General features: G+C 60.3%; 30 protein-coding genes. 14 read left to right on the top strand and 16 right to left on the bottom strand.

All coding sequences use genetic code 11. From position 1 onward, the window contains the following. Positions 1 to 16 precede the first annotated feature (16 nt). Entirely contained in the window at positions 17 to 928 is a 912-nt protein-coding gene (locus ABV589_RS25915; RefSeq protein WP_210558748.1) for a LysR family transcriptional regulator, read from the bottom strand. Between the two features lie 361 nt (positions 929 to 1,289). Between ABV589_RS25915 and ABV589_RS25910 the strand changes: the two genes are divergently transcribed. After that, positions 1,290 to 2,705 carry a cytosine permease gene (locus ABV589_RS25910; RefSeq protein WP_086790892.1) on the top strand — a complete coding sequence of 472 codons (1,416 nt, stop codon included), beginning with the start codon at positions 1,290 to 1,292 and terminating at the stop codon, positions 2,703 to 2,705. Positions 2,706 to 2,808: 103 nt separating this feature from the next. Further along, positions 2,809 to 3,432 (top strand): glutathione S-transferase, encoded by a 624-nt coding sequence (locus ABV589_RS25905; protein WP_367084194.1) that lies wholly within the window; start codon positions 2,809 to 2,811, stop codon positions 3,430 to 3,432. A 60-nt stretch (positions 3,433 to 3,492) separates the two neighbouring features. On the opposite strand, the gene ABV589_RS25900 is transcribed toward ABV589_RS25905, so the two are convergent. The 3 genes from ABV589_RS25900 to ABV589_RS25890 all read right to left on the bottom strand — a co-directional run bounded on the left by ABV589_RS25900 (position 3,493) and on the right by ABV589_RS25890 (position 5,673). Then, positions 3,493 to 3,921 (bottom strand): TOBE domain-containing protein, encoded by a 429-nt coding sequence (locus ABV589_RS25900; protein WP_103484165.1) that lies wholly within the window; start codon positions 3,919 to 3,921, stop codon positions 3,493 to 3,495. Between the two features lie 127 nt (positions 3,922 to 4,048). Continuing rightward, on the bottom strand, positions 4,049 to 4,711 hold the full coding sequence (locus ABV589_RS25895) for a M24 family metallopeptidase (protein WP_367084193.1): 663 nt from the start codon (positions 4,709 to 4,711) through the stop codon (positions 4,049 to 4,051). Positions 4,712 to 4,794: 83 nt separating this feature from the next. Further along, positions 4,795 to 5,673, bottom strand: a complete 879-nt coding sequence (locus ABV589_RS25890; RefSeq protein WP_007966789.1) for a LysR family transcriptional regulator — start codon at positions 5,671 to 5,673, stop codon at positions 4,795 to 4,797. 103 nt (positions 5,674 to 5,776) lie between these two features. On the opposite strand from ABV589_RS25890, the gene ABV589_RS25885 reads away from it, so the two are divergent. Beyond that, complete coding sequence (locus ABV589_RS25885) at positions 5,777 to 7,168, top strand: aldehyde dehydrogenase family protein (RefSeq protein ID WP_007966791.1); 1,392 nt, start codon at positions 5,777 to 5,779, stop codon at positions 7,166 to 7,168. 144 nt (positions 7,169 to 7,312) lie between these two features. On the opposite strand, the gene ABV589_RS25880 is transcribed toward ABV589_RS25885, so the two are convergent. After that, on the bottom strand, positions 7,313 to 8,482 hold the full coding sequence (locus ABV589_RS25880; protein WP_367084192.1) for a DUF1624 domain-containing protein: 1,170 nt from the start codon (positions 8,480 to 8,482) through the stop codon (positions 7,313 to 7,315). Positions 8,483 to 8,663: 181 nt separating this feature from the next. On the opposite strand from ABV589_RS25880, the gene ABV589_RS25875 reads away from it, so the two are divergent. Both ABV589_RS25875 and ABV589_RS25870 read left to right on the top strand, forming a co-directional pair. Then, a complete protein-coding gene (locus ABV589_RS25875) occupies positions 8,664 to 9,260 on the top strand; it encodes a paraquat-inducible protein A (protein WP_367084191.1) in 597 nt (198 codons plus the stop codon). Then, the gene (locus tag ABV589_RS25870; RefSeq protein WP_367084190.1) at positions 9,257 to 9,946 is read left to right on the top strand and encodes a paraquat-inducible protein A; all 690 of its coding nucleotides are present in this window, start codon (positions 9,257 to 9,259) and stop codon (positions 9,944 to 9,946) included. The genes ABV589_RS25875 and ABV589_RS25870 overlap by 4 nt, the downstream gene beginning before the upstream one ends. Here the strand turns inward: ABV589_RS25870 and ABV589_RS25865 are convergent. Next, positions 9,879 to 12,905 carry an FAD-binding and (Fe-S)-binding domain-containing protein gene (locus tag ABV589_RS25865; protein WP_367086231.1) on the bottom strand — a complete coding sequence of 1,009 codons (3,027 nt, stop codon included), beginning with the start codon at positions 12,903 to 12,905 and terminating at the stop codon, positions 9,879 to 9,881. The two genes, ABV589_RS25870 and ABV589_RS25865, sit on opposite strands and share 68 nt — an antisense overlap. A gap of 159 nt (positions 12,906 to 13,064) precedes the next feature. Here ABV589_RS25865 and ABV589_RS25860 point away from each other — a divergent pair, with 159 nt between their 5' ends. Next, positions 13,065 to 13,949, top strand: coding sequence for a LysR substrate-binding domain-containing protein (locus ABV589_RS25860; RefSeq protein ID WP_045122511.1), 885 nt, complete (start codon positions 13,065 to 13,067; stop codon positions 13,947 to 13,949). A 190-nt stretch (positions 13,950 to 14,139) separates the two neighbouring features. Here the strand turns inward: ABV589_RS25860 and ABV589_RS25855 are convergent, their stop codons facing one another. Beyond that, positions 14,140 to 14,745: a DUF6338 family protein gene (locus ABV589_RS25855; protein ID WP_367084189.1), complete on the bottom strand. Its 606-nt coding sequence runs from the start codon at positions 14,743 to 14,745 to the stop codon at positions 14,140 to 14,142. A gap of 182 nt (positions 14,746 to 14,927) precedes the next feature. Beyond that, positions 14,928 to 15,263: a hypothetical protein gene (locus ABV589_RS25850; protein WP_367084188.1), complete on the bottom strand. Its 336-nt coding sequence runs from the start codon at positions 15,261 to 15,263 to the stop codon at positions 14,928 to 14,930. Between the two features lie 183 nt (positions 15,264 to 15,446). Here ABV589_RS25850 and ABV589_RS25845 point away from each other — a divergent pair, with 183 nt between their 5' ends. Next, positions 15,447 to 15,686, top strand: a complete 240-nt coding sequence (locus tag ABV589_RS25845; RefSeq protein ID WP_007966805.1) for a hypothetical protein — start codon at positions 15,447 to 15,449, stop codon at positions 15,684 to 15,686. Positions 15,687 to 15,747: 61 nt separating this feature from the next. Here ABV589_RS25845 and ABV589_RS25840 read toward each other — a convergent pair whose 3' ends face one another. After that, entirely contained in the window at positions 15,748 to 15,945 is a 198-nt protein-coding gene (locus ABV589_RS25840; protein ID WP_367084187.1) for a DUF2188 domain-containing protein, read from the bottom strand. 224 nt (positions 15,946 to 16,169) lie between these two features. On the opposite strand from ABV589_RS25840, the gene ABV589_RS25835 reads away from it, so the two are divergent. Next, positions 16,170 to 16,532 (top strand): NUDIX hydrolase, encoded by a 363-nt coding sequence (locus ABV589_RS25835; protein ID WP_007966809.1) that lies wholly within the window; start codon positions 16,170 to 16,172, stop codon positions 16,530 to 16,532. A gap of 4 nt (positions 16,533 to 16,536) precedes the next feature. Here the strand turns inward: ABV589_RS25835 and ABV589_RS25830 are convergent, their stop codons facing one another. From ABV589_RS25830 to ABV589_RS25820, 3 genes are all read right to left on the bottom strand, one after another. Continuing rightward, on the bottom strand, positions 16,537 to 16,779 hold the full coding sequence (locus tag ABV589_RS25830) for a DUF1652 domain-containing protein (protein ID WP_003225919.1): 243 nt from the start codon (positions 16,777 to 16,779) through the stop codon (positions 16,537 to 16,539). Positions 16,780 to 16,888: 109 nt separating this feature from the next. Beyond that, a complete protein-coding gene (locus tag ABV589_RS25825) occupies positions 16,889 to 17,788 on the bottom strand; it encodes a polysaccharide deacetylase family protein (protein WP_367084186.1) in 900 nt (299 codons plus the stop codon). A gap of 131 nt (positions 17,789 to 17,919) precedes the next feature. Then, positions 17,920 to 18,867: an ABC transporter substrate-binding protein gene (locus ABV589_RS25820; RefSeq protein ID WP_367084185.1), complete on the bottom strand. Its 948-nt coding sequence runs from the start codon at positions 18,865 to 18,867 to the stop codon at positions 17,920 to 17,922. Positions 18,868 to 19,160: 293 nt separating this feature from the next. Between ABV589_RS25820 and ABV589_RS25815 the strand changes: the two genes are divergently transcribed. The 4 genes from ABV589_RS25815 (at position 19,161) to ABV589_RS25800 (ending at position 22,410) form a co-directional block, all read left to right on the top strand. Next, positions 19,161 to 20,147 carry an aliphatic sulfonate ABC transporter substrate-binding protein gene (locus ABV589_RS25815; protein WP_367084184.1) on the top strand — a complete coding sequence of 329 codons (987 nt, stop codon included), beginning with the start codon at positions 19,161 to 19,163 and terminating at the stop codon, positions 20,145 to 20,147. Positions 20,148 to 20,207: 60 nt separating this feature from the next. Further along, the gene (locus tag ABV589_RS25810; protein WP_367084183.1) at positions 20,208 to 21,053 is read left to right on the top strand and encodes an ABC transporter permease; all 846 of its coding nucleotides are present in this window, start codon (positions 20,208 to 20,210) and stop codon (positions 21,051 to 21,053) included. A 48-nt stretch (positions 21,054 to 21,101) separates the two neighbouring features. Then, positions 21,102 to 21,782: an SOS response-associated peptidase family protein gene (locus ABV589_RS25805; protein WP_367084182.1), complete on the top strand. Its 681-nt coding sequence runs from the start codon at positions 21,102 to 21,104 to the stop codon at positions 21,780 to 21,782. A gap of 355 nt (positions 21,783 to 22,137) precedes the next feature. Continuing rightward, complete coding sequence (locus ABV589_RS25800) at positions 22,138 to 22,410, top strand: hypothetical protein (protein WP_108591936.1); 273 nt, start codon at positions 22,138 to 22,140, stop codon at positions 22,408 to 22,410. Positions 22,411 to 22,455: 45 nt separating this feature from the next. Here the strand turns inward: ABV589_RS25800 and ABV589_RS25795 are convergent, their stop codons facing one another. The 3 genes from ABV589_RS25795 to ABV589_RS25785 all read right to left on the bottom strand — a co-directional run bounded on the left by ABV589_RS25795 (position 22,456) and on the right by ABV589_RS25785 (position 23,683). Further along, a complete protein-coding gene (locus ABV589_RS25795; RefSeq protein ID WP_367084181.1) occupies positions 22,456 to 22,611 on the bottom strand; it encodes a hypothetical protein in 156 nt (51 codons plus the stop codon). 62 nt (positions 22,612 to 22,673) lie between these two features. Further along, positions 22,674 to 22,985 carry an AzlD domain-containing protein gene (locus ABV589_RS25790; protein ID WP_367086230.1) on the bottom strand — a complete coding sequence of 104 codons (312 nt, stop codon included), beginning with the start codon at positions 22,983 to 22,985 and terminating at the stop codon, positions 22,674 to 22,676. Continuing rightward, entirely contained in the window at positions 22,985 to 23,683 is a 699-nt protein-coding gene (locus ABV589_RS25785) for an AzlC family ABC transporter permease (protein ID WP_027612977.1), read from the bottom strand. Before ABV589_RS25785 ends, ABV589_RS25790 begins: the two co-directional genes overlap by 1 nt. A 152-nt stretch (positions 23,684 to 23,835) precedes the next feature. Here ABV589_RS25785 and ABV589_RS25780 point away from each other — a divergent pair, with 152 nt between their 5' ends. Then, on the top strand, positions 23,836 to 24,222 hold the full coding sequence (locus tag ABV589_RS25780) for a DUF2784 domain-containing protein (RefSeq protein ID WP_367084180.1): 387 nt from the start codon (positions 23,836 to 23,838) through the stop codon (positions 24,220 to 24,222). Here the strand turns inward: ABV589_RS25780 and ABV589_RS25775 are convergent. Then, a complete protein-coding gene (locus ABV589_RS25775; RefSeq protein WP_367084179.1) occupies positions 24,219 to 24,746 on the bottom strand; it encodes a DUF3087 domain-containing protein in 528 nt (175 codons plus the stop codon). The genes ABV589_RS25780 and ABV589_RS25775 overlap by 4 nt on opposite strands. A gap of 223 nt (positions 24,747 to 24,969) precedes the next feature. Between ABV589_RS25775 and ppnN the strand changes: the two genes are divergently transcribed. Further along, positions 24,970 to 26,343 carry a nucleotide 5'-monophosphate nucleosidase PpnN gene (gene ppnN / locus ABV589_RS25770; RefSeq protein WP_367084178.1) on the top strand — a complete coding sequence of 458 codons (1,374 nt, stop codon included), beginning with the start codon at positions 24,970 to 24,972 and terminating at the stop codon, positions 26,341 to 26,343. The last annotated feature ends 266 nt before the right edge of the window (positions 26,344 to 26,609 follow it).

Below are 26,609 nucleotides of genomic sequence, written 5' to 3'. Positions count from 1 at the left end.
ACGGCTCGATGTACGCTCAGGCGTACAGTCGAGCCAACTCCTCCCGGCAATGATCGACGAACAACTGCACCGGTTTGGTCAGTTGCACCCGGCGCAGCCAGGCTGCCGACAAACCCGAGCCGGTCACGGTTTCCGCCAGCGGCACGCACACCACTTTCTGCCCGTCGTAGGTGTACTCGCCGAACGGTCGGGTCACCAGAATCGAAAAACCGAAACCGCGCCCGACCATGCCGCGCACCATCTCGATCGACGGTGAGCTGAAGACGATGTGCGGGGTCAGCCCACGCTCCTCGAAAATGCTCACGAAGTAGGTGCGGCTGGGCACCACGTCGAGCAGGATCATCGGTTCCAGCACCAGATCGTGCAACGAGACTTTCGCCTGTTGCGCAAAGCGGTGGTCGGCGGGCAGCAAGGCGTAAGGCTGCTGCGGCGGCATCAGCGAGGTGGTTTCGATGGTGCTGTCGAGGTCGTGCTCGAACAGCATCGCCAGATCGATGCTGCCGGCGGTCAGCGCCTGCACCAGTTCCTGTTGTTCGCCATCGCGAATACGGATTTCCACCCCCGGCCAGCGCTGCTTGAAACCGGCGATCAGGCGCGGCAGGTACAACGGCGCGACCGTTTCGAAACAGCCGATATCGATCTGTCCCGAGACCACGTCGTTGTCCGCCAGCGCGTTCTGCTCGAACTCATGCGCCACCCGCAGCAACTCCAGCGCCTTGCGATAGAAGCGCGAGCCACTGGGCGTCAACGACACGCCCTGGGCGTGATGGCGGATGAACAGCTGCACGCCGAAGCTTTCTTCCAGATGCTTGATTGCGGTGGAGACCGACGGCTGGGCGATGTAGAGCTTGCGCGAAGCTTCGGCGACGCTGCCGCAATCGGCGGTGGTGACGAAGTATTTGAGCTGGCGCAGGTTGTAGGCGGCCATGGAAAACCTCTGCAAGTAAGACGACGCGTCTGTGGCGAGGGAGCTTGCTCCCGCTTGAGTGCGCAGCACTCACAATATCGGGGGAGTGACGCCGTTTTTGGGGCCGCTGCGCAGCCCAGCGGGAGCAAGCTCCCTCGCCACAGGAAAGGGTTCGCCTCTGAAATTTTTGTTGTTGATCACGGTTGAACATACCGGACAGCCTCCAAACCCCGGGCATATATTTTTTAAGGTCTGAAGCAACAAACTTACTAATTTATCTATCCCGGGCCTTTGCACATGATCGCTTCAACAAGAAATGCGCCGTCCGTGTCGGCGCTTACCGAAGTACGTCCACGTACTCATCCTTGCCTTGGAGTTCGTCATGTCCACCTCTGCAACAACGTCCGCCCCGCTCATTGAAAAACACACGATAGGATACGTGCCCCCCGAAGATCGCCACGGAAAGGTCAGGGATCTGTTCACGCTGTGGTTCGGCGGCAACATCGCGCCGTTGCCCATCGTCACTGGCGCGCTGGGCGTGCAGTTGTTCCACCTGAATCTGGTGTGGGGCATCGTCGCGATTCTGGTCGGGCATCTGGTCGGCGGCGTGCTGATGGCGCTGCACTCGGCGCAAGGCCCGCAGATGGGCATTCCGCAGATGATCCAGAGCCGCGCGCAGTTCGGTTCGCTCGGCGCGCTGTTGGTGGTGCTGATTGCCGGGGTCATGTACATCGGCTTCTTCGCCTCCAACATCGTGCTGGCCGGCAAGTCGCTGCACGGCGTGGTCGACAGCGTCCCGGTGCCGGTCGGCATCGTCATCGGTGCCCTCGGTTCGGGAATCATCGGCATCATCGGCTACCGTTTCATCCACGTGCTCAACCGCATCGGCACCTGGGTGTTGGGGATCGGCATCGTCGTCGGTTTCGGCTACATCTTCACCCACATTCAGACCGATGACTTCCTCACCCGCGGCAGCTTCAACCTCTCCGGCTGGCTCGCCACTGTGTCGCTCGCCGCGCTGTGGCAGATCGCATTTGCGCCGTACGTGTCCGACTATTCGCGTTATCTGCCGGCGGACGTGAAAGTCTCGTCGACGTTCTGGACCACCTATCTGGGCTCGGCGCTGGGTTCAAGTCTGGCGTTCATCTTCGGTGCTGTCGCCGTGCTGGCGACCCCCGTGGGCATGGACACGATGGACGCGGTCAAACTCGCCACCGGCTCGATCGGGCCGCTGATGCTGGTGCTGTTCCTGCTCAGCGTGATCAGCCACAACGCCCTCAACCTGTACGGCGCGGTGCTGTCGCTGATCACTCTGGTGCAGACCTTCGCCTACCGCTGGATCCCGACTGCCAAAAGCCGTGCGGTGATCTCGATCATCGTTCTGCTGGCCTGCTGCTTCGCCGCCGTCGGCGCGTCGAAGGACTTCATCGGCCACTTCGTCGACATGGTGCTGGTGCTGTTGGTGGTTTTGGTGCCGTGGACGGCGATCAACCTGATCGACTTCTATGCCATCCACAAGGGCCAGTACGACATCCAATCGATCTTTCAGGTCGATGGCGGCATCTACGGGCGCTACAACCCGCAGGCATTGCTGGCCTACGCGATCGGCATCGCGGTGCAGATTCCGTTCATGAATACCCCGCTGTACGTCGGCCCAGTGTCGGCGCACATCAACGGCGCGGATCTGTCGTGGCTGGTGGGGCTGCTGGTGACCTCGCCGCTGTACTTCTGGCTGGCCAATCGTGACAGCGCTTATCGGCGGCGGATGATGGGCGGCAAATTGGTGGGCAGTCTCTGAGATTGACTCGCTGTAAACACAAGGCCCGCCACTGTGCGGGCCTTGTGCATTGCAATGTGGTATTTCTTGTGGCTGGACAGCCAGCCACAACACAGGGAATCCCATGCTGCGAATACTGGGCAAGGCCTCATCGATCAACGTGCGCAAAGTGCTGTGGACCTGCGCCGAACTGCAGATCCCGTTCGAGCGTGAGGATTGGGGCTCGGGCTTCAAACCCACCGACACGGCGGAGTTTCTCGCCCTCAACCCCTGCGCCATGGTGCCGGTGATTCAGGATGGCGATTTCACCCTGTGGGAATCCAATACGATCATTCGTTATCTGGCAGGCGCCTATGGCGGCGCCGCCCTCTACCCCGCCGAGCCACGAGTTCGCGCGCGGGTCGATCAGTGGATCGACTGGCAGGCGTCGGAGCTGAACCGGTCGTGGTCGTATGCGTTCATGTCGCTGGTGCGACAGTCAGCGGATCATCAGAACAGTGCCGCATTGCTCAACGGCGTCGAGCAATGGTCGAAGACCATGGGCATCCTTGATCAGCAGTTGCAGAAAACCGGCGCCTACGTCAGTGGCGAAGCGTTTTCGCTGGCAGATATTCCCATCGGGCTGTCGGTCAATCGCTGGTTCGAAACGCCGCTCACGCATCCGGACTATCCCGCCGTCAGGGCGTATTACGAGCGTTTGAGTCAACGCGAAGGCTTTCGCCTGTACGGCCGAAACGGTACGCCATAACGAAAAAACCTCTGATTCCGGATAACGGAACCAGAGGTTTTTTATTCGCCGCAGCCTCGATCAGGCTGGCACGCCCAGAATGATGTGCGAAGCCTTGATCACCGCCGTGGCGCTGACGCCTTTGGCCAGACCCAGCTCGGCAACGGCATCACGGGTAACGATCGAATAAACCTTCGAGCCGCCGGCCAACTCGATCACCACTTCAGCGTTGACCGCTCCGTCGGTGACGCTCAGCACTTTGCCTTCCAGGCAGTTGCGCGCCGACAGGCGAATGTCGCTGGATTCGGTCATCAGCATCACCCACGGTGCCTTGACCAGCGCAACAGCTTCCTTGCCAACAGCGATGCCCAGGTTCTTGATGCTTTCCATGGTCACGACAGCAACCAGTTGCTCGCCCCCGGCCAGGGTCAGAACCACTTCGGCGTTGACCGCGCCGGCTTGAACCTGGCTGACTTTGCCTTTGAATACGTTGCGTGCGCTGACTTTCATGACGGGCTTCCTTTTTTGACTTTAGAGTTAGGAAAAACGGCCTGCATCATCGGAGTAAGCGCTATGTAGAAACAACTACAGCGCTGCGCTCTGTTGTCACACTTCAGATCTGCCGAACAACAATAGATCAGATCAGCAGATCTTCATAAAACGCGCCGAACGGTCGCTGCGGGTGGGCGATCTGGATTTCCAGGATCCATACACCGGCGTTCGGCGCCTGGTCGAAATCGCCGAGATTGCCGCCGCGATGGATCGCGTGAGGGAAATCGCTGACGCGGTGGCCCTTGATGTCGAAATTGAGTTTCCAGCCCATGGCTTCAGCCTGATCGCTGGCATAGCGGTACAGCTCGACACCGCTCACGCCTTGGCGCCACAGCGCCTCGACCCGCTTGAACAGCTCCCTGGAGGCCGCCGCGCAGGCGATCATTTCCGGATCGGAGCCGGTGGTGAAGGTTTCGCCGGCATCGCCTTCGTGCCCCTGCCAGACCACGCCCATGTCGATGAAGAAAATATCGTTTTCACCGAGCACCGGATCGCCTTCGGAACGTTCCTTGAATGCCTTCAGCGTGTTGGCGCCGAAGCGAATCAGCAGCGGATGCCAGATGCGATCCATGCCCAGTCCGGCAAGGATCTGCTTGCCCAGTTCCTGGGCTTCGGATTCACGCATGCCGGGCTTGATCACCTTGGCAATGGCATCAACGGCGTTCCAGGTCAGTTCCTGCGCATGACGCATCGTCTCCAGCACAAACCGTTCTCCGACGGCTTCTTTACCGCTCAGGGCTGCACTCATTTGCTTGTTCCTCATGGCTACGCTGTATAGTTTTTTATATTGCGAAACGCCGATCAAGATACAACCATGACACAACGTGTCAATTACTCTTCTGCACGCACCACGCCGCGCTCCTCCAGCAAACGCACGAACATGCTCAAGCTGCGCGACACCGTGCCTCGGCGCCACACCAGCCACGTAGTCAGATAACGAAAATCCGCCGCCAGCGGCCACACGCTCACGGTTGCGCTGCCGGGCATGCTCTGCAGCATTTTGCGCGGCATCAGCGCCAGCCCGGCACCGGCGCTGACGCAGGCGAGCATGCCGTGGTAGGACTCCATCTCGAAAATCTTCCCCGGCACCGCAGCGTCGGCGCTGAACCATTTTTCAAAGTGGTGACGATAGGAGCAGTTGGAGCGGAACGCATAGATGTTCTCGCCGTTCACATCCGCTGCGCGCTGCACCGGGGCGTGATTGAGCGGCGCGATGATGACCATTTCTTCCTCGAACGCCGGCACGCCTTCCAGCGTCGGGTGCAGCACCGGGCCATCGACGAAGGCCGCCGCCAGGCGCCCGGCGAGGACGCCGTCGATCATCGTCCCGGACGGGCCGGTGGACAGGTCCAGATCGACTTTGGGATGCAACTGGTTGTACGCCGCCAGCAGTTCGGGAATGCGCACTGCGGCCGTGCTTTCCAGCGAACCGAGGGGGAATGCGCCCTGCGGTTCTTCGCCAGCGACGGTGGCCCGCGCCTCCTGCACCAGATCGAGAATGCGCCGCGCGTACTCGAGAAAACTCCAGCCGGCGGGCGACAGGCGCAACCGGCTTTTCTCGCGAATGAACAGGTCGACGCCCAGATCCTGCTCCAGTTGCTTGATCCGCGTGGTCAGGTTCGACGGCACGCGATGGATCTGCGCCGCGGCGGCGCTGATGCTGCCGTGCTCGGCGACGGCTTTGAAGATTTCCAGCTGCACCAGATCCACAGTCATTCTCCAATCGTGAAAGAAACGATCTTTATTATTCAGTTTCCAGAAAACAAACGCCACCCTACTCTAGACCCATCCACTGAACACGCAGGACGACGCCATGAGCCAGATTTCCAGCCAGACCCACGCCATCTCGATCAACCCCACTACCGGCGAGCAGGTCGGTCACTACGCCTTTGAATCGGCACAAGCTCTCGACGCAGCGCTGACCCGCGCCGCATTCGGTTTCTCGAAATGGAAACGCAAGCCGCTGCAGGATCGCTCCCGCGCCCTGACCGCCCTCGCCGGCGCTCTGCGCGACAGCGCCGAAGCCATGGCGACCATGATCACCCTGGAAATGGGCAAGCCGATCGCCCAGGCCCGTGGCGAAATCGAAAAATGCGCCAAGCTCTGCGAGTGGTACGCCGAAAACGGTCCGGCCATGCTCAGCGCCGAAGCGACCCAGGTCGAAGGCGGCAAGGCGCGCATCGAATACCGACCACTCGGGCCGATCCTCGCGGTGATGCCGTGGAACTTCCCGATCTGGCAAGTGCTGCGCGGCGCGGTTCCGGCGCTGATCGCCGGCAACACCTACGTGCTCAAGCATGCGCCGAACGTGATGGGCAGCGCCTACCTGCTGCGCGACGCCTTCAAGAACGCCGGTTTCGCTGACGGCGTGTTTGAAGTGATCAACGTCACCCCTGAAGGCGTTTCGACCGCCATTGCCGACCCGCGCATCGCCGCTGTGACCCTGACCGGCAGCGTACGCGCCGGCATGGCCATCGGCGCTCAGGCCGGTGCCGCACTGAAGAAATGCGTGCTGGAGCTGGGTGGTTCCGACCCGTTCATCGTGCTCAACGATGCGGATCTGGATGAGGCGGTGCAGGCTGCCGTCATCGGTCGCTACCAGAACTCCGGTCAGGTTTGCGCAGCGGCCAAGCGTCTGATCATCGAAGAAGGCGTGGTCGAGGAATTCACCCGCAAATTCGTCGAGGCCACCCGCAAGCTGAAGGTCGGCGATCCGCTGTCCGCCGACACTTACATCGGCCCGATGGCGCGTTTCGACCTGCGTGACGAACTCGATCAGCAAGTTCGCGATACCCTTGAAGAAGGCGCCACCCTGCTGCTGGGCGGTGGCAAAGCCGAAGGCCCGGGCAACTACTACGAACCGACCGTACTGGCGGACGTCACCGACCGCATGACCTCGTTCAAACAGGAACTGTTCGGCCCGGTCGCCTCGATCATCACCGCCCGCGATTGCGCCCACGCCATCGCCCTGGCCAACGACAGCGAGTTCGGCCTGACCGCGACGATCTACACCGCCAACGTGCAACTGGCCCAGCAACTGACCAGCGAACTGGAAACCGGTGGCGTGTTCATCAATGGGTATTCGGCCAGTGACCCGCGCGTGACCTTCGGCGGCGTGAAGAAAAGCGGTTTTGGCCGCGAGCTGTCGCACTTCGGCGTGCGTGAGTTCTGCAACGCACAGACCGTGTGGCTGGACCGCAAATAACCCGCGACATCACCGCCCCCTGTAGGAGCTGCGGCACGCTGCGATCTTTTGATTTTGATTTTGCAGATCAGGATCAAAAGATCGCAGCCTCGTTTCACTCGACAGCTCCTACAGAGTGTTAAGCAGCACAGTTGCCTTCGGGGCTTACAGATATTTCAGCCAGGCGATGTCACGGCGCCGCGATTTCAGTGCGGAAAACCAGCGTACCGCCGGGTACAGTGCCAGCGCCAACAGCAGCGACACCAGCCAGATTGCCGCTACTGAATCGAAGCCGAAATAGCTACCGTGGTTAAGGCCGAACAGCGCCACGGCAATCAGATACAGCACCTTCAGCACGTACAGATGCAGCAGATAGAAGAACATCGGTGCCGATCCGAAAACCGTCAGCCAGTGAATCCAGCGGCGCGTCTGCAACCGCTCGAACACCAGCAACAACAGCAATCCGATGCTCACCGTCAGGGTGATGAACAGCAGCGATGGCGGGTACTTGGTGATGTTGAAAAACGCCATCAGCGTTTGCACGGTCGTGTCTTCAACCGCCCAAGGCTTTTCGCCGTATCCGTTGAGCAGCCGCAGCCCGACGAAACCCAGCAGTCCGGCGATACCAGCCAGCAACAGGCACTGCTGACGAACTCCGGCGTCGGCCGCACGGGCAAACCACGGGCACAGCGCATAACCCAGACCGATCACGCCGATCCACGGCAACAGCGGATACGAAGTGCGCAAGCGCAGACTGTCACCAACTTCGATCCAGCCCCGATCATGCAGAATCGCCCATGGCACATGCAGTGCCGACTCCGGCGCGAAATGCAGCCCATCCAGCAGGTTATGCCCGGCAATGATCGCCAGACTCAGCGCCAACAACAGCCAGCGCGGCAACCAGACCAGCAGCGACAAGGCGATCATGCTCAAGCCAATCGCCCAGATCACCTGCAGATAGATCACGCTCGGCGGCAACTGAAACGTCCATGCAAAATTCACCAAGGTGAATTCCAGCACCACCAGAAACAGCCCTCGCTTGAACAGGAAGGCACTGACATCGGCCTTGCCCGCGTACTTCTCGCCGAACAACCACGCGGACAATCCGCTCAGCAACACGAACACCGGTGCGCACAGATGCGCCAACGTGCGACTGAAAAACAACGCCGGCTCGGTGTTGGCGATGTCCATCGGGTCGGACACCTGACGATGCAACAGGTACGTCTCGCGCACGTGATCCAGCAGCATGAACAGGATCACCAGACCTCGCAACGCATCAATGGACAGCAAGCGGCCGGTCGGCGGCAGGTTGGAACGGGCACACGCAATCGTCATGGACATTTCGCCATTGAGTCTATGAATCGGGAGGTCGCAACGGCGAGCCTTACAAAAAATTCGCGTTACTCTATAACATAAAAAGTCGATTCCCAAGCCAAACGCCATTTGCCCAATCACGCCAGACTTCTATAGTGATCAGGCGCCCCCTGCCCTTTGCGCCTGCTGTCGAGCGTTGCCCATGACCTCAACCGAACACCTGATCATCTGCGAGCATTGCGATTGCGTGTACGAAAAAGTCGTGCTCGGCAAACACCAGAAAACCCTCTGCGTACGTTGCGGCGGCGTGCTGCAGCGCTATAACGGTTTGACCGTCGAGCAGCGGCTGGCCTTGAGTTTCACCGCGGCGATGCTGTGGCTGTTCGCCAATTTCTATCCGGTGATGAGCATCAGCATGAAGGGTCTGAAGAACAGCGCGACGCTGTGGGATTCGGTGCTGGCACTGAGTCAGGGGCCGATCACGTTCATGGCGATGATCGCAGCGATCTCGATCATCATCGCCCCGGCGTTTCAACTGGTGCTGCTGATCTGGGTGCTGAGTTTCGCCCTGTCATCGCGCCGGGCGCCGGGCTTCAAGCTGTGCATGCGCTGGCTGGAAACGCTGCGCCCGTGGAGCATGCTCGAGGTGTGTCTGCTGGGGGCGATGGTGGCGGTGTTCAAACTGGCCGGGCTGCTCGATGTGCTGCCGGGGATCGGCCTGTTCGCCCTGGCGGTGCTGAGCCTGATGATGATCCGCATTGCCGGCCGCGACATTCGTGACCTGTGGGACATTCTATGAAGCGACCCGCGACCGCCAGCGAACTGAATCTGTGCCTGTGCCACAGCTGCGGGCTGGCCTGCGACATGACCGACGAGCCGCACCAGTGCCCGCGCTGCGATGCGCCGCTGCATCGGCGCAAGACCAATTCCCTGACGCGCACCTGGGCCTATCTGTTCGCCGCGCTGGCGTTCTACGTGCCGGCCAATCTGCTGCCGGTGATGAACACCATGATGCTCGGCAACGGCGCCGACAGCACGATCATGAGCGGCGTGCTGGAGTTCTGGGAAGGCGGCGCATGGGACATCGCACTGATCATTTTCATCGCCAGCATCGCGGTGCCGGGGATCAAATTCGTCGCCCTGTCGTTGCTGCTGATCACCGTGCAGCGCGACAGCGACTGGGCGCGCCGTGAGCGTTCGAAGCTGTACCGTTTCGTCGAGTTGATCGGCTACTGGTCGATGCTCGATGTGCTGGTGGTCGCACTGGTCGCGGCGCTGGTGAAGTTCCAGGCGCTGGGCGATATCGAACCACGCCCGGGCATCCTGTTTTTCGGCATGGTGGTAGTGTTCACCATGCTCTCGGCGATGAGTTTCGACCCACGGCTGATCTGGGACAACGCCGCGGACGACGAAGCGCTCAGCGACGTACCACCTCAAGCAGCACCTGCAACGGATGGCGCAGCGCCCGATCCGACTGGCGCTTGACCTGACTGCGGCACGAATAGCCGGTGGCCAGTGCTTCGCCCTGCTCCGCCGGTGCCTCGACCTGCCGCGCCCAGGATTGCTCGTAGATCACCACCGAGGTTTCGCGGTTGCGCGCTTCATGGCCGTAGGTACCGGACATGCCGCAGCAACCGGTGGCCTGCGTCGCCAGTTTCAGACCGACCCGCTCGAACACCTGCTCCCACTGCCGGGTGGCGGCCGGCGCGTTGGTTTTCTCGGTGCAATGCGCCAGGAGCCTGAATGCATTTGCCGATTGGTTATTCACCTGCTCCGGCATCACCTTGAGCAACCATTCCTGCACCAGCGCCACTTCCGGGCATTGGTCCATGCCGGGCACTTTCAGGTATTCCTGGCGATAGACCAGCGTCATCGCCGGATCCAGCCCCAGCAGCGGCACGCCAACGTCGGCCAGCTCGCGCAGTTGCCGGGCATTGCGCAACGCCGCGCGGTTGAACGCTGACAGAAAGCCCTGTACATGCAACGGCTTGCCGTTGGCACTGAATGGCGCCAGATACACCTGATAGCCCAGCCGCGAAATCAGCTCGGCCAGATCCGCCAGCAGCGGCGCTTCGAAATAACGGGTGAACGCATCCTGCACCAGCACCACACTGCGCTCGCGCTGGGCCTGAGTCAGCGCCGACAGCGTGGAAACCGTCGCCGGCCGCACATTCCAGCGGCGCATGGCGGCATGGAAATCGAAGCGGCTGAGCAACGGCACATCGACCATTCCACCGAGACGCTCCAACTGTTTGCGCACGAATGTTGCGCCCATCAAACCGTTGTACAGCGCCGGAACTCGCGCCATGTACGGGATGCTGTACTCCAGCGAAGCAATCAGATAATCCCGCGCCGGGCGCAGATAACGGCTGTGATACAGCTCAAGGAAGCGCGATCGGAATTCCGGCACGTTGACCTTGACCGGGCACTGCCCCGCGCAGGACTTGCACGCCAGACAGCCGGCCATGGCGTCATACACCTCGTGGGAAAAGTCTGCGCCCTGCGCGCGGCTGTTGCGCCAGCGCGTCCACAGGTTGCGGAAAAACGCCGGACGGCGGATCGCATCGGACAGCACATCCACCCCCGCCTCGCCCTGCAAACGCAGCCACTCGCGGATCAATGACGCACGACCCTTGGGCGACTGGGCACGCTCGCGGGTGGCTTTCCACGACGGACACATGGCGTCGTCGGGATCGAAGTTGTAGCAGGCGCCGTTGCCGTTGCAGTGCATGGCCGCGCCGTAGCTTTGCCAGACCTTTTCATCGATCTGCCGATCGAGTTCGCCGCGCAGGGTCACTTCGTCGATTTTCAGCAACGCCGCGCCGGTGTTAGCCGGGGTGGCGATCTTGCCCGGGTTGAACTGGTTGCACGGGTCGAACGCGGCTTTCAGTGCCTGCAACGCCGGGTACAGCTCACCGAAAAATGCCGGCGCGTACTCCGAGCGCAGACCTTTGCCGTGTTCACCCCACAACAGACCGCCGTAGCGCTGGGTCAGCGCGGCGACGCCATCGGACACCGGACGCACCAGCGCCGCTTGCTGCGGATCCTTCATGTCGAGAATCGGCCGTACGTGCAACACGCCGGCATCGACGTGGCCGAACATGCCGTACTGCAAACCGTGGCTGTCGAGCAGTTCGCGCAGTTCGGCGATGTACTCGGCCAGGTGCTGCGGCGGCACCGCGGTGTCTTCGACAAACGGCTGCGGCCGCGCTTCACCGGCAACGTTACCGAGCAGGCCGACTGCGCGTTTGCGCATGCCATAGACCTTGTTCACCGCCGCCTGACCGACCGCCAGCGTATGGCCGAGACGTTCGACCGTGGTGTCGCTGCTCAAGTGTTCGAGGAAAGCTTCGACCCGGCGTTGCAGATCTTCAGCATCGTCACCGCAAAACTCCACCAGGTTGATCCCCAGTGTCGGCCGTTCGGCACTTTCCGGGAAGTACTCGGCGACGCCATGCCAGACGATGTCCTGCATCGCCAGCAGCAATACTTTCGAGTCGACGGTTTCTATCGACAACGGCTTGAGCGCCATCAGCGCCCGGGCATCGCGCAACGCATCCATGAACCCGGCGTAGCGAATGTTCACCAGCATCGTGTGTTTGGGGATCGGCAGTACGTTGAGTTTCGCCTCGACCACAAACCCCAGCGAGCCTTCGGCGCCGCAGAGCACGCTGTTGAGGTTGAAACGCTTGTCCGCCTCGCGCAGGTGCGCCAGGTCGTAGCCGGTCAGGCAGCGGTTGAGGTCAGGGAAGCGTTGCTTGATCAGTTCGCCCTGCTCATCAATGATCTGCCGCGCACAGCGATAGACTTCACCGACCCGATCTTCACGGGCACACAGCGCTGTCAGATCTTCTTCCGCCAGCGCTGCGCCGTGCAGGCGTTCGCCGCCGCGCAGAACCATGTCGAGTTCTAGCACATGGTCGCGGGTCTTGCCGTAGGTGCAACTGCCCTGGCCGCTGGCATCGGTGTTGATCATGCCGCCGACAGTGGCGCGGTTGGAGGTCGACAGCTCCGGGGCGAAGAACAGCCCGGCGGACTTCAGTGCGGCGTTGAGCTGATCCTTGACCACCCCGGCCTGCACCCGCACCCAGCGCTGCTCGACGTTGATTTCCAGAATGCGGTTCATGTGCCGCGACAGGTCGACGACGATGCCGTCAGTCAGCGACTGACCGTTGGTGCCGGTGCCACCGCCACGCGGCGTGATCACCACCTGCTGATAGGCCGGCTCGGCAATCAGTCGTGCGACTCGCGCCACATCCTCCGCATCCACCGGAAACACCGCCGCTTGCGGCAGACGCTGGTAGATCGAGTTGTCGGTGGCAAGCACTACGCGGCTGGCGTAATCGGCGCTGATCTCGCCACGAAAACCGCTGGCCTTCAAGGCTTTGAGGAATTGCTGGTAATCGGCGGTCAATGCCGGGGCGGGTTTCAGCTGGGCAATCATCGGTGAGGAAATCTCGGTCAAAATCGGGTCGTGTGGCGGTGAACAGTTGTGCGCAATGAATGATTGCGTCACGCTCCCGCCATCTCATGGTGCTTATGTTCATTGCTTGGCGCCGTCGGGACAAACGTAAAATCGACCCGCAATCCATGACTAAAACGAATGAATCCGCGAACCCTCACCCCTTCCATGTCGTTATTGCTGGCCTTCGAGGCCGCCGCACGCCATGAAAGCTACACCCGCGCCGCCCACGAACTGTCGCTGACGCAGAGCGCGGTCAGCCGTCAGGTGCAGATTCTGGAAAAGATGCTTGGCATGCGCCTGTTCAGCCGCGAAGGCCGGCAAGTGGTGCTCACCGATGTCGGGCGCATGTATCAGCGCGAACTGGCCGAAGCCCTCGGGCAGATCCGCAGCGCGACCCTGCAGGCCATGGCGTTCGGTTCCGGCATTCACAGTTTGCGTCTGGCGACGCTGCCAACTTTCGGCTCGAAATGGCTGCTGCCGCGACTCAAGGACTTCTACACCGCGCACCCCGGTATGACCGTGCACTTGCATTCGCGTATCGAAGCGATCGACTTCGACACCAGCGAAATCGATGCGGCGATCTGCGTCGGTGCGGGGGACTGGCCGGGCTTGAGCGCCCTGCCCCTGCACACTGAAGAACTGGTGGTGATTGCCAGTGCGCAGTTGTCATTGGCCGAACGCGACGAAGCCGAACAGCACATCGCCGGGCAGTTACTGCTCAATGTCAGCAGCAATGCCCAGGCCTGGGCGGAATGGTTCACCCATCATGGTTTGCCGCACCGCAGCATGCGCATCGGGCCGAGCTTTGAAATGACCTCGCACCTGATTCAGGCGGTGCGGGCGAATATTGGCGTGGGGCTGGTGCCACGGATTCTGGTGGAGGATGAATTGCTTAACGGCGAGCTGCTGCAACTGGGGGAGCCGATCACCAGCCGGCGCAGCTATTACCTGGTGTATCCGCCGCGTAATGAGGCGTTGCCGTCACTGAAAGCGTTCAGGGACTGGTTGGTGGATACGCTCTGACTGGAGATCTCACAATGCCAAACATAACGAAACGCCGCTCGATGAGCGGCGTTCAGTCAGTCCCGATACTGGCGCTTCAGCGGTGGCGGCGCACTCGGCCCTTTGACCAGGGGCTTGGCTAACAGCTTGCCGTCCGGACCATAAAAGAGGCGCCTGACGCTGGGCGGCATGGGAGTAGGCTCTTTTGCGCTCATGATGAAACCTCTTCGACAGAACTGAATTCGACCCACTGAACTTTCGAGGAATCTATCACTAATAGTTCGGCGCCAAAAGGCAACGCCACGCCGTCCGCCCCCAGCCAGCCTGGATTCAGCATGATGAATTGTCCCTCCAGCGGGCCGGAAGGCCACTCGACGGGCCAGCCAAACAATCGTCTTTCATCCGTCAAATGCAGCGTTACCAGGCGATTGTGCCGGGCAAAAGTGCTGTACCACTCGCTGGGGTAAGAGTTTTTATTGGTTACATTTTTACTTCGTAACCATTTGTGCAGTTTGTCATTCGAAGCCAGAGCACACGACAACAAACCGAGTCCCATTGAAACCATGAACGCCCATGTCGCCTGGGCCTTGCCATCCCATTTCCCTACAGAAAAGCCCTTCGAGCCTATCCATAAGCCAATAGCCCCGATCCCCAGCACCACCCCATGAATCACAAACGTAAAGATCAACGCCTGCACAATCTGCCCGAACGTATCAGGCCGCTTGAATGAAGTGAGCGTGTAGAAAATCCAGGTAGAAACGAATCCGGGAATCAAATACTGCAACAACGGGATAACTTCCTTGACCAGATCATCCATGATCCGTGGCTCCTTGAAAGACTTGCCGGCCTGATAAGTGACCGGCAATCAAAGCCTAGTGCACACTGGAATACGCCTCGTGCCGATCTGTCACAGCGCATTTCGCAAAGCAAAAAAAAGCAGAAACCGGTGATCTGGTTTCTGCTTTTTTTGCGGTGGGCTTTTGCATCTGAGGCTGGGCTTTACAGGCAGTCACGCACCGATTTGCGCAACGACCCGGACTTGGCCCATGGCGGTCCCTGATACAGGGAAACGCGGCTGCCGTCCTTGTATTTGATGATGTCGAGAATCTCGTCGGCGGTGACGAGGCTCGGTGCCTTGATCCGGTAGCCGTTGGAAATGGAGGCCTGCGTGGTCTTCGGAATGTCCTGCTGCCACAACGGCAACAAGCACGCGGCATAGTCTTTAGGCGCTTTGGTGGTGGTCTTGCTGAGGTTTGGCTCGCCCGGTACCAGCGATGCTGGCAATGAGCAACCCGCCAGCAATGCCAACGCCAAACTCCCGATCCATATCCGCATGGTGTTTCCCTGATCTGAAAAAAAGCGAATGTAACGTGTAACCGGTTGTACATCCATCCCGACGCCCCGCTACAAGGGCATTTGGACAAATATTTACATCCATTCACCCGGTGACAGACGAGTTGCACATCGGCGATGAAAAATGCGGCTACTCTGTTTTACCGAGAATGACCGGAGGTGATCATGCGGCTCAATGAATACGAACACGAACTTCAGCGCGACCTGCAAGCCGTTGCATCGGATTTGAGATGGTCGGCGGTCGACCTCAAGCGCATCGCCGAACAACTGCGCAAAAGCGGCAATGAAGCGGATGCCCAGGCGGTACTCAGGTCCTGCGAGGTGCTGCAAAGTGATGAAGAACGATTGCAGTCCTATGCCAAGGAAGTGAAAACGCGCTCCATCAGCCGAAGCAAGGTTCACTGATAGCGACCCTGCCCTCAACAAGAGCCCCGGCAATTACCGGGGCTCATTCGTTACATCTGCTTCAACTCGCAGTGTGACTTCGAGCCCGCGCCGAGCGTTGTCTGTAACTTGGCAACGCAGCGGCATAGGCCAGCGCTTCTTCTCTGCTACCAAACGACGCAAGCCGATCGCCTTGGGTACAAACCCGCCATGGGCCGTTGTTTACACTGAGTACGTCGTAGCCGTTCATGTGCATCTTGTTCAGGACAGGAATGCTCATGGGGACCTCCTTTTTGCTGACAGTGGATTCAGCTCTGCTTTTTTACCTTACACCCTGTTGCCGGAGATGTGGCCGACCGGATGTCGCGGATAGCCATGTGCCAAGGCTCTGGCACTTTCAACCTTGCCAAACACTCAAAACCCCAACGGAACCTCTGAATCCGGGCCCGGCTCGAATATTGCAGTTTTATTTCATTTATGTGACACGCGATAAACAGGTAACAGATGAAAGTACGCGCAACCGTTATTTGCGAGCAGGATCGACACGTTCTCCTGGTGCGCAAACCTCGCTGTCGCTGGACCTTGCCCGGCGGCAAGGTCGAGCCTGGGGAAACCAAAGCAGGGGCGGCGACGCGCGAGCTGCAGGAAGAAACGGCACTGGATGCCGAGCAGATGTTGTATCTGATGGAACTGCACAGCGGCAGCACCCAGCATCATGTCTACGAGGCGTCGGTGCTGGATCTTGAGCAGTTACGCCCGCAAAACGAGATCATCGAATGCATCTGGCATCCGCTGGACGCGGTGCAGAATCTGCCCACCAGCGACGCGACATTACGCATCGTGCAGGCGTTTCAGCGGCGTTTGTGAGGTATCAGCCGGCGAATGCCCGGCGCCCGGCGCTCATTTCCGTGCGCAATTCACCGATGAAATTAGAAATATCGCGGATGGTCACCAGGTGTTCCGGTGAGACGCCATTGAGCAACAACTCGACTCGCCCGGAGTCAGGCTCATAAACCTTGATCCGCAGCAGTCCCTGCTCCACTTGTGTGCATTCGCATTCAAGCGACGGAAAGCCGGATTCGACAATCCGGCAGATGTCGGCAATGGCTAGCATGGGCGCACGCCTCGCAGGCGATGAGTCGGTCGACCGATTCAGCATAGATGAGCGATCAATAATCTGCCGCCCCGACGACTGCCAACCCGATCACATTTCCAGCGCGGCCTCAGTGCGCGTCATGATCCCAGATCCAGTTCCACATCCCCGGTAATTGCACCGGCTGCGAACTCTGCTGAACGGTGCGCGCCAGTGCCGCTTTCTGCAGTGCCGCTTGATCATCGTAAAACGGCTTGTCCGCCAGCCTCACGCCCGTGGCGGCAGCACTGTCGAGGAGAATCTGCAGGTATTCGCGGGTATGCCGCGCGGTATAGCGATTGAGGTCATGAAACGTCACCACCACCGGAATCACCCCGTCCACGGTGGGAAATTCGCCGAGGGCAATGCGCTCGCGCACCTCCGATAGCTGGCGCAGCATGTTCGCCCGACGTCGGGGACTGGCGTTGAAGCCCCAGATCTTGCCGTCGTTGGCGCTCAGATCGGTCAACAACACATGTAAGCCATGCTGCTGATAGGCGGCAAAGGTTCGCTTGTCGTAATTCCAGAATGGCGGACGCAGCAGAATCGGCGCAGCTCCGGTGATCGCGGCGATATCCGCCGTGCCGTTGCGCAACGACTGCTCCAGTTCTTGCGGATCGAGCGAGCGATGGTTGGTGTGCCAATGGGTCGCGGTGTGGAATCCGAGGATGTGCCCTTCTGCGTGCTCACGCCGCATGACGCCGCGACCAATGTCACTGTTGCCCGCACGCGGCGCACGGGTCTGGACGAAGAACACCGCTTTGATGGCCGGTTGCACCGGGTTGACCTTGAGGCTGTCGAGGACCGTCGCCGAAGGGTTCCACAAACTCGACGCGCTGGGGCCGTCATCGAAGGTCAGCAAAAAGCGCACCGGCGCCTGGGCCTTGAGCCGGGTTTCGGTTTGCGCGGTCATCTCGATCGGCGCGGCAATGCAGCCGGCCAGCCCAAGCGCGATGGCCGCTGCACAGAGAAGATTGAACGCGTATTTCATGTTTTGCCTTGCGCCTGACCGTTGCGGCCCTGTTGTCGACTGGCAAAACTCCCTCGCCCTGATCCATCCCTGCACCCGGCTTCGCGAGCCAGGTCTGGATAGGGTACACAGGCTTTGGTTCCGGCGCTCGCTCAGTCAGCCAGTGCCTGTTGAAACGAGGTATCGATAACCCCGGCGGTGGCCAGCGGCGCCGGCAGTGCCTTGACCTTGAACAGGAAGTCCGCGGTGCCCTGCAGGTCGACCGCCGCCTGTTGGTCCACCGGCCCGACAGTCATGTGCGCGTGGCGCAACCAGTGCCGCGAGACCTGCTGATCGAGATTGGCTTTCTTCGCCCACAGGTCCGCGTATTCGTCGGTGTGGCTGTCGACCCAGGCCCGCGCCTGTTTCAAACGCCCGAGAAAATCGGCAATCGCGGCACGCTTGCTGTCGATCGACTGCGCCGACGCGGCAATCGCGCTAAGGCCCGGCATCAGGTTTTTCGCGGTGAGAATCGGCCGCGCACCGGAGAACACGATTTGTTGGGAGATATACGGTTCCCACACCGGAAAAGCGTCGATGCTGCCCTGTGGCAACGCGGCCGCCGCATCAATCGGCATCAACTTGACGAAGTCGACGTAGTTTTCCGGCAAACCACCCTGCTCCAGGGCGCGCAAGGTCAGTTGCTGGCTCCAGGCACCGGGCCAGTAGGCGACTTTCTTGCCCTTCAGATCAGCGATGGTTTTCACCGGCGAATCTTTCGGCACCAGCAAGGCGATGGTGTCCGGGTTCTGCCGCGACACACCGATCAGTTTCACCGGCGCCTGTTTGGCGGCGAGAAACAGAAAACCCGAATCGCCGAGAAAGCCCAGATCCAGCGAACCGGTCTGCAACGCCTCGGCCAGTGGCGCGGCGGCCTGGAAGTGCTTCCAGTCGACGCTGTAAGGCGCGTCTTTCAGCACGCCAGAGGCTTCGACCGAGGCGCGGATGTTGTAGTAGTTCTGGTCACCGACATGCAGGACCAACGGCTCGGTAGCGTAGGCAAACGGAGCGGCGAACAAGGCGGTGATCAGTGTGCTGCGGAGCAAACGGGAGAGCTTCATGGCGGGTCCTGCGAGGGGATTTTGCATAGACCATAACGCTGTTGATTGGCGGTTTTTAAATTCGATTAATGCATAAGCTCAGCACCCTGAATGTTCACTGTTCGCTGCGCAACAGTGCCATGCCACAGTGTTGCCCAAGCAACAGTTGAGAGACGCTCAAACCGGTGAAAACCCCGTAAACATGGGTCGACACGCGCATGGCACAGAGCCTGCAATATTCCAATCATGCAGGATGCAGTCGTTAAAAATATATTTTTGGACATAAAAAACAGTGCCTCTGCCGGAGCGTCGCCATGACATCGTTTTCACCCTTATCCCGCCTCAAAACACTGCTGGTCGCCAGCGCCATGGCGCTGAGTCTGCAACCGCTGGCCCAGGCCGCCGAAGCGCCGCCTCCGGAAGTCCATCTGGATTACGCCTACTACTCACCCGTGAGCCTGGTACTCAAGCATTTCGGCTTCCTCGAAAAAGCCCTGTCGCAGACCAAAGTCAGTTGGGTGCTGAGTCAGGGCAGCAACCGTTCGCTGGAATATCTGAACAGCGGTGGCGTCGATTTCGCCTCCAGCGCCAGCCTCGCTGCGGTACTCAGTCGGGCCAACGGCAGCCCGATCAAATCGGTGTACGTCTACAGTCGCGCCGAATGGACCGCGCTGGTGGTGCGCAAGGATTCGCCGTACCAGAGCGTCGCCGACCTCAAGGGCAAAAAAATCGCCGCCACCAAAGGCACCGACCCGTACCTGTTCACCCTGCGCAGCCTGCAACAGGCCGGGTTGAAGAAAGACGACGTGGAACTGGTGCACCTGCAACACCCGGACGGCCGCACCGCGCTGGAAAAAGGCGATGTCGACGCCTGGGCCGGACTCGATCCGCACATGGCCGCCAGTCAGGTACAGGCCGGTTCGCGTCTGCTGTATCGCAACCCGGCATTCAATAGCTACGGTGTGGTCAGCGTCACCGAGCAGTACGCCAAGGAGCATCCGCAAACCATCGACACGGTGATCAAAGCCTACGAGCAGGCGCGGCAATGGGCGCTGAAAAATCCCGACGAGTTCGCCGCGTTGCTGGCCAAGGAATCCGGTCTGCCGCTGGACGTGGCCAAACTGCAGCTGTCGCGCACCGATCTGAGCAGCCCGCAACTGACCGCCAACGACGTGCAGGCGTCCAAGGCTGCGGCACCGATTCTGGTGTCTGAGGAACTGGTGCGGCGTGGGGTGAATGTCGATCAGGTCATTGATCAATTGCTCGACAGCGGTGTGCAGCAAGCCGTCGCCCGCCAGTAACCGACCAGACTCACAGCCCATCCGCGCCCGACGCGGATTCGCTGTGAGTGGAGCCCACGTATGACCACTCGCAGTAACGAATTGCCTGCGCCGCCTCAGAGCTTGTCGAGGCCGCGTCCTTCATCCCTCAATCCGACATGGCGCCGACGCCTGAAAGGTCTGGCCCTGCCGCTGCTGATCGTGGTCGCCCTGGAATGCATCGTGCGCCTCGGCTGGCTGCCGTCCTACCAAATGCCGGCGCCCAGCGAGATCGCCCTGACCCTCACCGACCTCGCCGAAGGCGCCCTGTGGAAACACATCGGCGCCAGCCTGCTGCGGGTGTTGCTCGGGTTTGCAATTGGCGCCAGCCTGGCGCTGGTGTTCGCCGCCTGGGTCGGTTTGAGCCGCGAGGCCGAGGCGTATCTGGAACCGACGTTCGCCGCGCTGCGTTCGATTCCGAGCCTGGCCTGGGTGCCGCTGTTGCTGCTGTGGCTGGGCATCGATGAAACCTCGAAGATCGTGCTGATCGCCATCGGCGCGTTTTTTCCGGTGTACGTCAACGTGGTCGCGGCGATTCGCAACATCGACCGCAAACTGGTCGAGGTCGGGCACATCTATGGCTTCAGCCGCTGGCAACTGGTGCGGCGAATTCTACTGCCCGCCGCCCTGCCCGGCCTGTTCACCGGGTTACGCAGCGGCATGAGTCTGGCGTGGATGTTTCTGGTGGCCGCCGAGCTGATCGCCGCGACCAAGGGCCTGGGTTATCTGCTCAGCGACGGCCGCGAAACCTCGCGCCCGGACATCGTGCTGGCGGCAATCATCGTGCTCGCCGTGCTCGGCAAACTCAGCGACGGCCTGCTCGCGGCGCTGGAACGCCGCTGGCTGGCCTGGCGCGACACGTTCACCGGTCAGGAGGCGCAGGATTGATTGACCGCAGCCGACTAAGCTGAAAGCGTCCAACCGGAGATTCGGCGCATGTGCGGAAGACTCTCGCAGTACCGCGGCATTCACGACTTCGTCACGGTGCTGAGCATTCCCGATGCGCTGATCAATCACGTCGGCGACGCCGCGCTGGAGCGCTACAACGCGGCGCCTACCACCTCACTCGCGGTGCTCCATCAACATGATCAACAGCTGTATGCCGACAACCTGCGCTGGGGCTGGCGCCCGCACTGGGCCAAGGACCGCGCGGCGCCGATCAACGCCCGCGTGGAAAAGGTCGCGCATGGCCCATTCTTCCGGGCGATCTGGCGGCATCGGCTGATCGTGCCGGTCGACAACTGGTTCGAATGGGTCGACGGCCCGGATAAAACCCGCCAGCCGTGGCTGATCCGTCGGGCCGATCACGGGCCGGTTTTCTGTGCGGCCATCGGACAGTTTCCGACACCCGGCAGGGATGCTCGGGAGGACGATGGTTTTGTGATCATCACCGCCGACAGCGTCGGAGGCATGCTGGACATCCATGACCGGCGCCCGGTGGTTTTTGCTGCAGAATTGGCGCGCGAATGGCTCGACAGTGCCACGCCGGTGGAACGTGCAGAACAGATGCTGCTGTTCGAAGGGGAACCCAGCGTCGCCTTCACCTGGCACAAAGTCGGCAAAGCCGTCGGCAACTCCCGCAATCAGGGCGCCGGACTGATTGACGAAGTGGCTTAAAGATCCGTGATCTCACGCGTTTACCCTGTAGGAGCTGCCGCAGGCTGCGATCTTTTGATTTTGCTTTCAAAAAAAGATCAAAAGATCGCAGCCTTCGGCAGCTCCTACAGGTGATTTCAAGTGAATACAGGTGACACTCGATCTTTACAGGTGGTGTTTCATTGTTGAGACAGCCGAAAAAAAACAGTCGTTTGAGCGAACCAACCGCCTGTCTGACATTTCAACCGTCATACATACATTTAGATGCGCTACGGATAGCATGCGCGCCGCATTTCCAATTGGCATACCAGTTGACCAAAGAGTCAGCAAAACCAGGAATCCCCTACAACTTTAACAAGCCTTGCAGAGAACTAAGTTGCGCGACGATTTTGCAATCAAACAGGCCAACGGCCTGGAGTGTATCTATCTGTCCATGACAGAACGCTTTCAACTCGACTGTTTTATCGGCCACTACATCAAGACCCGAAACCTGCGTTCAGTGCCAGACATCGAACGCATCCTGCGCACCACCCTCCAAAGCTATCCCGGCCACCCGCCGGTGATGGTCAACGAGCTCAATGCATGGATCGACAGGACCCTGGGCTATCGGGCGTCACACCCGGACTTCCCGCAGCTGGAAGACCTCTGAAACAACAAAAAGCCCCGCAATCGCGGGGCTTTTTGCATGTCGCCATCAGAATTTCACATCCGGCCCGGTGAGTTCCTTGTCATCGTCGTGCTTCCACGTCTGTTCCTTGCGTTTCTCACGCTCGATTTCTTCTTCGCTGGGCTCGTCTACTTCATCGTCTACTTGTTCGTCTTCATCGGGACGCTTTTGCTCGGTCGTCATGTGCACCTCGCCTTGTCGAAAATAGTCATCAAACCAGCGTAGAACAGTTTTTCCCCGGCAACTTACAGCCACCAACGCAACAAAAAGAAAAACACCATGCTCAAGAGCATGCTGAGCAAGGTATTGCGGGTGTACAGCACCAGCCCGATCGCCACCAGCGAACTCAGTAAATACGGATTATCCCACTGCAAATTCAACTGTTTATCCGGCATGAACACGATCGGTCCGCAGATCGCGGTCAACATGCCCGGCACGGCAAAACCGAGAAACTGCCGTGCGTTGCTGCTCAAGCGCAGCGGCAGGCGCGGTTCGAGAAACACGTAGCGGTTGAGAAACACCAGAAGCCCCATGCCGAAAATCACTGCCCAGACCATCATGTGCGCCCCCGATACAGCTTGTTGCAGACAAATCCTGCGGTCATCCCGGCCAGGCCCGACAACACCAGTGCCGAGCCCCACTGCCAATAACTGAACAGCACCGAGCAGAACAGCGAAACCGCCACACACACCACGGTCGGTACGTTGCGCACCACCGGGGTGATCAGCGCGATAAACGTCGCGGCAATCGAAAAATCCAGTCCCAGATGCTCAAGCCCCGGAATGCTGCTGCCCAGCACGATGCCGGCGAGGGTGAACAGGTTCCAGGCGATATAGAACGTCAGACCAACGCCCAAGGCGTACCAGCGATTGAACTGCTGGCGATCATGCTGACTGGTCAGGGCGAACAGTTCATCGGTGAGCAAAAAGCCCAGGCCGATACGCCAGCGCCCGGGCAACGGTGAAATCACTGAACGCATGCTCATGCCGTACAACAAGTGCTGCGAAGTCAGCAGCAGCGTGGTCAACAGAATCGAGAAAATCCCGGCACCGCCCTTGAGCATGCCGATCGCCACCAGTTGCGCGGCCCCTGCGAACACGATGCTCGACAGGCCCTGCCCCTGTAACGGCGTGAGGTTGGCTTCGATCGCCATGGAGCCGGCCAGCAGCCCCCACGGCGCCGTCGCCAGTGATAACGGCATGATCGCCGCAGCACCGCGAAGAAACGCACGGCGCGGCATAAGTGAGTCAGACATAACGCTCTTCAACCGAGGAAACGGTCGCAGACTCTGCCAGCAAATGCCCCTTCGCGGCTTGAACAATCTTGCGCACTTGCGCCAAATCACCGCGCCCCGGCGTTGCTGTCGGCGTACCATGGAGACCTTCACAACCGCGTCAGGGAGACGACATGCTGTACCGAATCGCAGCCGACGGGCTGGTGCTGTTTCATCTGTGCTTCATTCTGTTCGTGCTGTTCGGCGGGTTGCTGGTGCTCAAGTGGCCACGCCTGATGTGGTTGCATCTGCCGGCGGCTGCATGGGGCGTGGCGGTCGAGGTGTTGCACCTGACCTGTCCGCTGACTTACTGGGAAAACCTGATGCGCCACGCCGCCGGGCAGACCGAATACGCCGGCGGCTTCATCGAGCACTACATCTGGCCGATCATCTATCCCGCCGGGCTGACGCCGCAGATCCAGTTGGCGCTGGGCAGTGTGGTGCTGGTGATCAACCTGCTGGTCTACGGGCGCCTGGTCCGTGCGTGGAAACTGCGCCGCGCCAGCCGTATTCCGTTTTAACGCGCGGTGGGTTTCAAGGCTTGCAGCCAGGCAGGATCCAGGCGCTTCTGGTCGATCTCCAGACCCAGCGCCTGCATCCGCGCCTTGTGCGCTTCGACTTCCCGGTGCAATTGCGCGTGATCGCTGGAGTTACCGTCCAGTTCGTGCATCTGGGTCAGCCCCAGATGATAGAAACGCAGCACCTTCATCGCCGTCGGATCGTTCTGTTCCACCGCAGCGGTTACCTGATGCATCACGTTGGTCACGCTCATCAGGCTGCGCTTGAGCCGCCAGCTATAGACCGCCGGGGCCATCCACGGCTGCTGCCAGAACTGCGCGCGCATCAGCGCCGCTGTCAGCAGAAACGCGACGAACACCCCGCCGACGTTGAAGCGCAGATTATCCCCGCCGGGTTCGCCGAACAGCGCCACCGCCGCCGTCGAAAGCGCCATCGCCAGCACCAGGAACAGCACCGCGATGATGAGCGTGCTGCGCCGGGTCTGCTGGCGAAACGTTGCTGGGTCCATCGGCTGGATCTCGAACATCAGGCATGACTTCCTTGAGCGATAAAAAGGGCAACGGAAAAAACTCGCTGCGCATTATCGCCTCTCTCCGCGATTTAGCTATGCTGGGGGCCCTTTTCATCTCTTCAGCGTCCAACGGGGACATGGCGGTACAGCGCAGATCGTGCCATCTTCATTCATGGATACACACTATTCGGATGCCATTTGCCTGCCATTGGAATGACATCGTTTTAAGGATCATTGCATGACCCAACGACACGTAATCAACGCCTCGGTCAGCCCGAAAGGCAGCCTGGAAACCCTTTCTCAACGTGAAGTGCAGCAACTGAGCGAAGCCGGATCCGGCAGCACCTACACCCTCTTCCGCCAGTGCGCCCTGGCCATCCTCAATACCGGCGCCCATGTCGACAACGCAAAAACCATTCTTGAAGCCTACAAGGACTTCGAAATCCGCATTCACCAGCAGGATCGCGGCGTGCGCCTCGAACTGCTGAACGCCCCGGCCGACGCCTTCGTCGACGGCGAAATGATCGCCAGCACCCGCGAGATGCTGTTCAGCGCCCTGCGCGACATCGTCTACACCGAAAACGAACTCGACAGCCAACGCATCGACCTCAGCACCTCGCAAGGCATCAGCGACTACGTGTTCCACCTGTTGCGCAACGCGCGCACCCTGCGCCCCGGTGTGGAGCCGAAAATCGTCGTGTGCTGGGGCGGTCACTCGATCAACACCGAAGAATACAAATACACCAAGAAAGTCGGCCACGAACTGGGCCTGCGCAGCCTAGACATCTGCACCGGTTGCGGCCCCGGTGTGATGAAAGGCCCGATGAAGGGCGCAACCATCGCCCACGCCAAGCAGCGCATCCACGGTGGGCGCTACCTCGGCCTGACCGAGCCGGGGATCATCGCCGCCGAAGCGCCGAACCCGATCGTCAATGAGCTGGTGATCCTGCCGGACATCGAAAAACGCTTGGAAGCGTTCGTCCGGGTCGGCCACGGCATCATCATCTTCCCGGGCGGCGCCGGTACCGCCGAAGAGTTCCTGTACCTGCTGGGCATCCTGATGCACCCGGACAACGAAGGCCTGCCGTTCCCGGTGATCCTGACCGGGCCGAAACATGCCGCGCCGTATCTGGAACAGCTCGACGCCTTCGTCACCGCGACCCTCGGCGATGCGGCAAAGCAGCACTACCAGATCATCATCGACGACCCGGCCGAAGTCGCCCGGCAGATGACCTCCGGCCTCAAAGCGGTGAAGCAGTTCCGCCGCGAGCGCAACGACGCATTTCACTTCAACTGGCTGCTGAAGATCGACGAAAGCTTCCAGCGTCCGTTCGATCCGACCCACGAAAACATGGCCAACCTCAAGCTGCACCGCGACCAGCCGCCCCACGAACTGGCGGCCAACCTGCGCCGCGCGTTCTCCGGGATCGTCGCCGGCAACGTCAAGGACAAGGGCATTCGTCTGATCGAAGAACACGGGCCGTATCAGATCCGCGGTGACGCGGCGATCATGCAGCCGCTCGACGCACTGCTCAAAGCCTTCGTCGCCCAACACCGAATGAAACTGCCGGGCGGCGCGGCGTATGTGCCGTGCTATCGCGTGGTGGCATAACCCTCCAGCCACCCCCCCCCACACCACAAACCAATGTGGGAGCGAGCTTGCTCGCGAAGGCATTCGGTCAGTGACATCAATGCTGACTGACACTGCGCTTTCGCGAGCAGGCTCGCTTGTATGTTTAGACTTGAAGGGGTGGGCGGGACTACAGACTCGATTCTGACTCTGACCAGTACAGACCGTGGGAGCGAGCTTGCTCGCGAACAGGTCAGGTCCGTCACTTCAAATGTTGACTGATCCACCACTATCGCCAGAACGGTTTT

Source organism: Pseudomonas sp. HOU2 (assembly GCF_040729435.1).
Lineage (GTDB): Bacteria > Pseudomonadota > Gammaproteobacteria > Pseudomonadales > Pseudomonadaceae > Aquipseudomonas.
The sequence above is the reverse complement of the archived record's forward strand: the minus strand, read 5'-3'. Positions and strand labels throughout refer to the sequence as shown.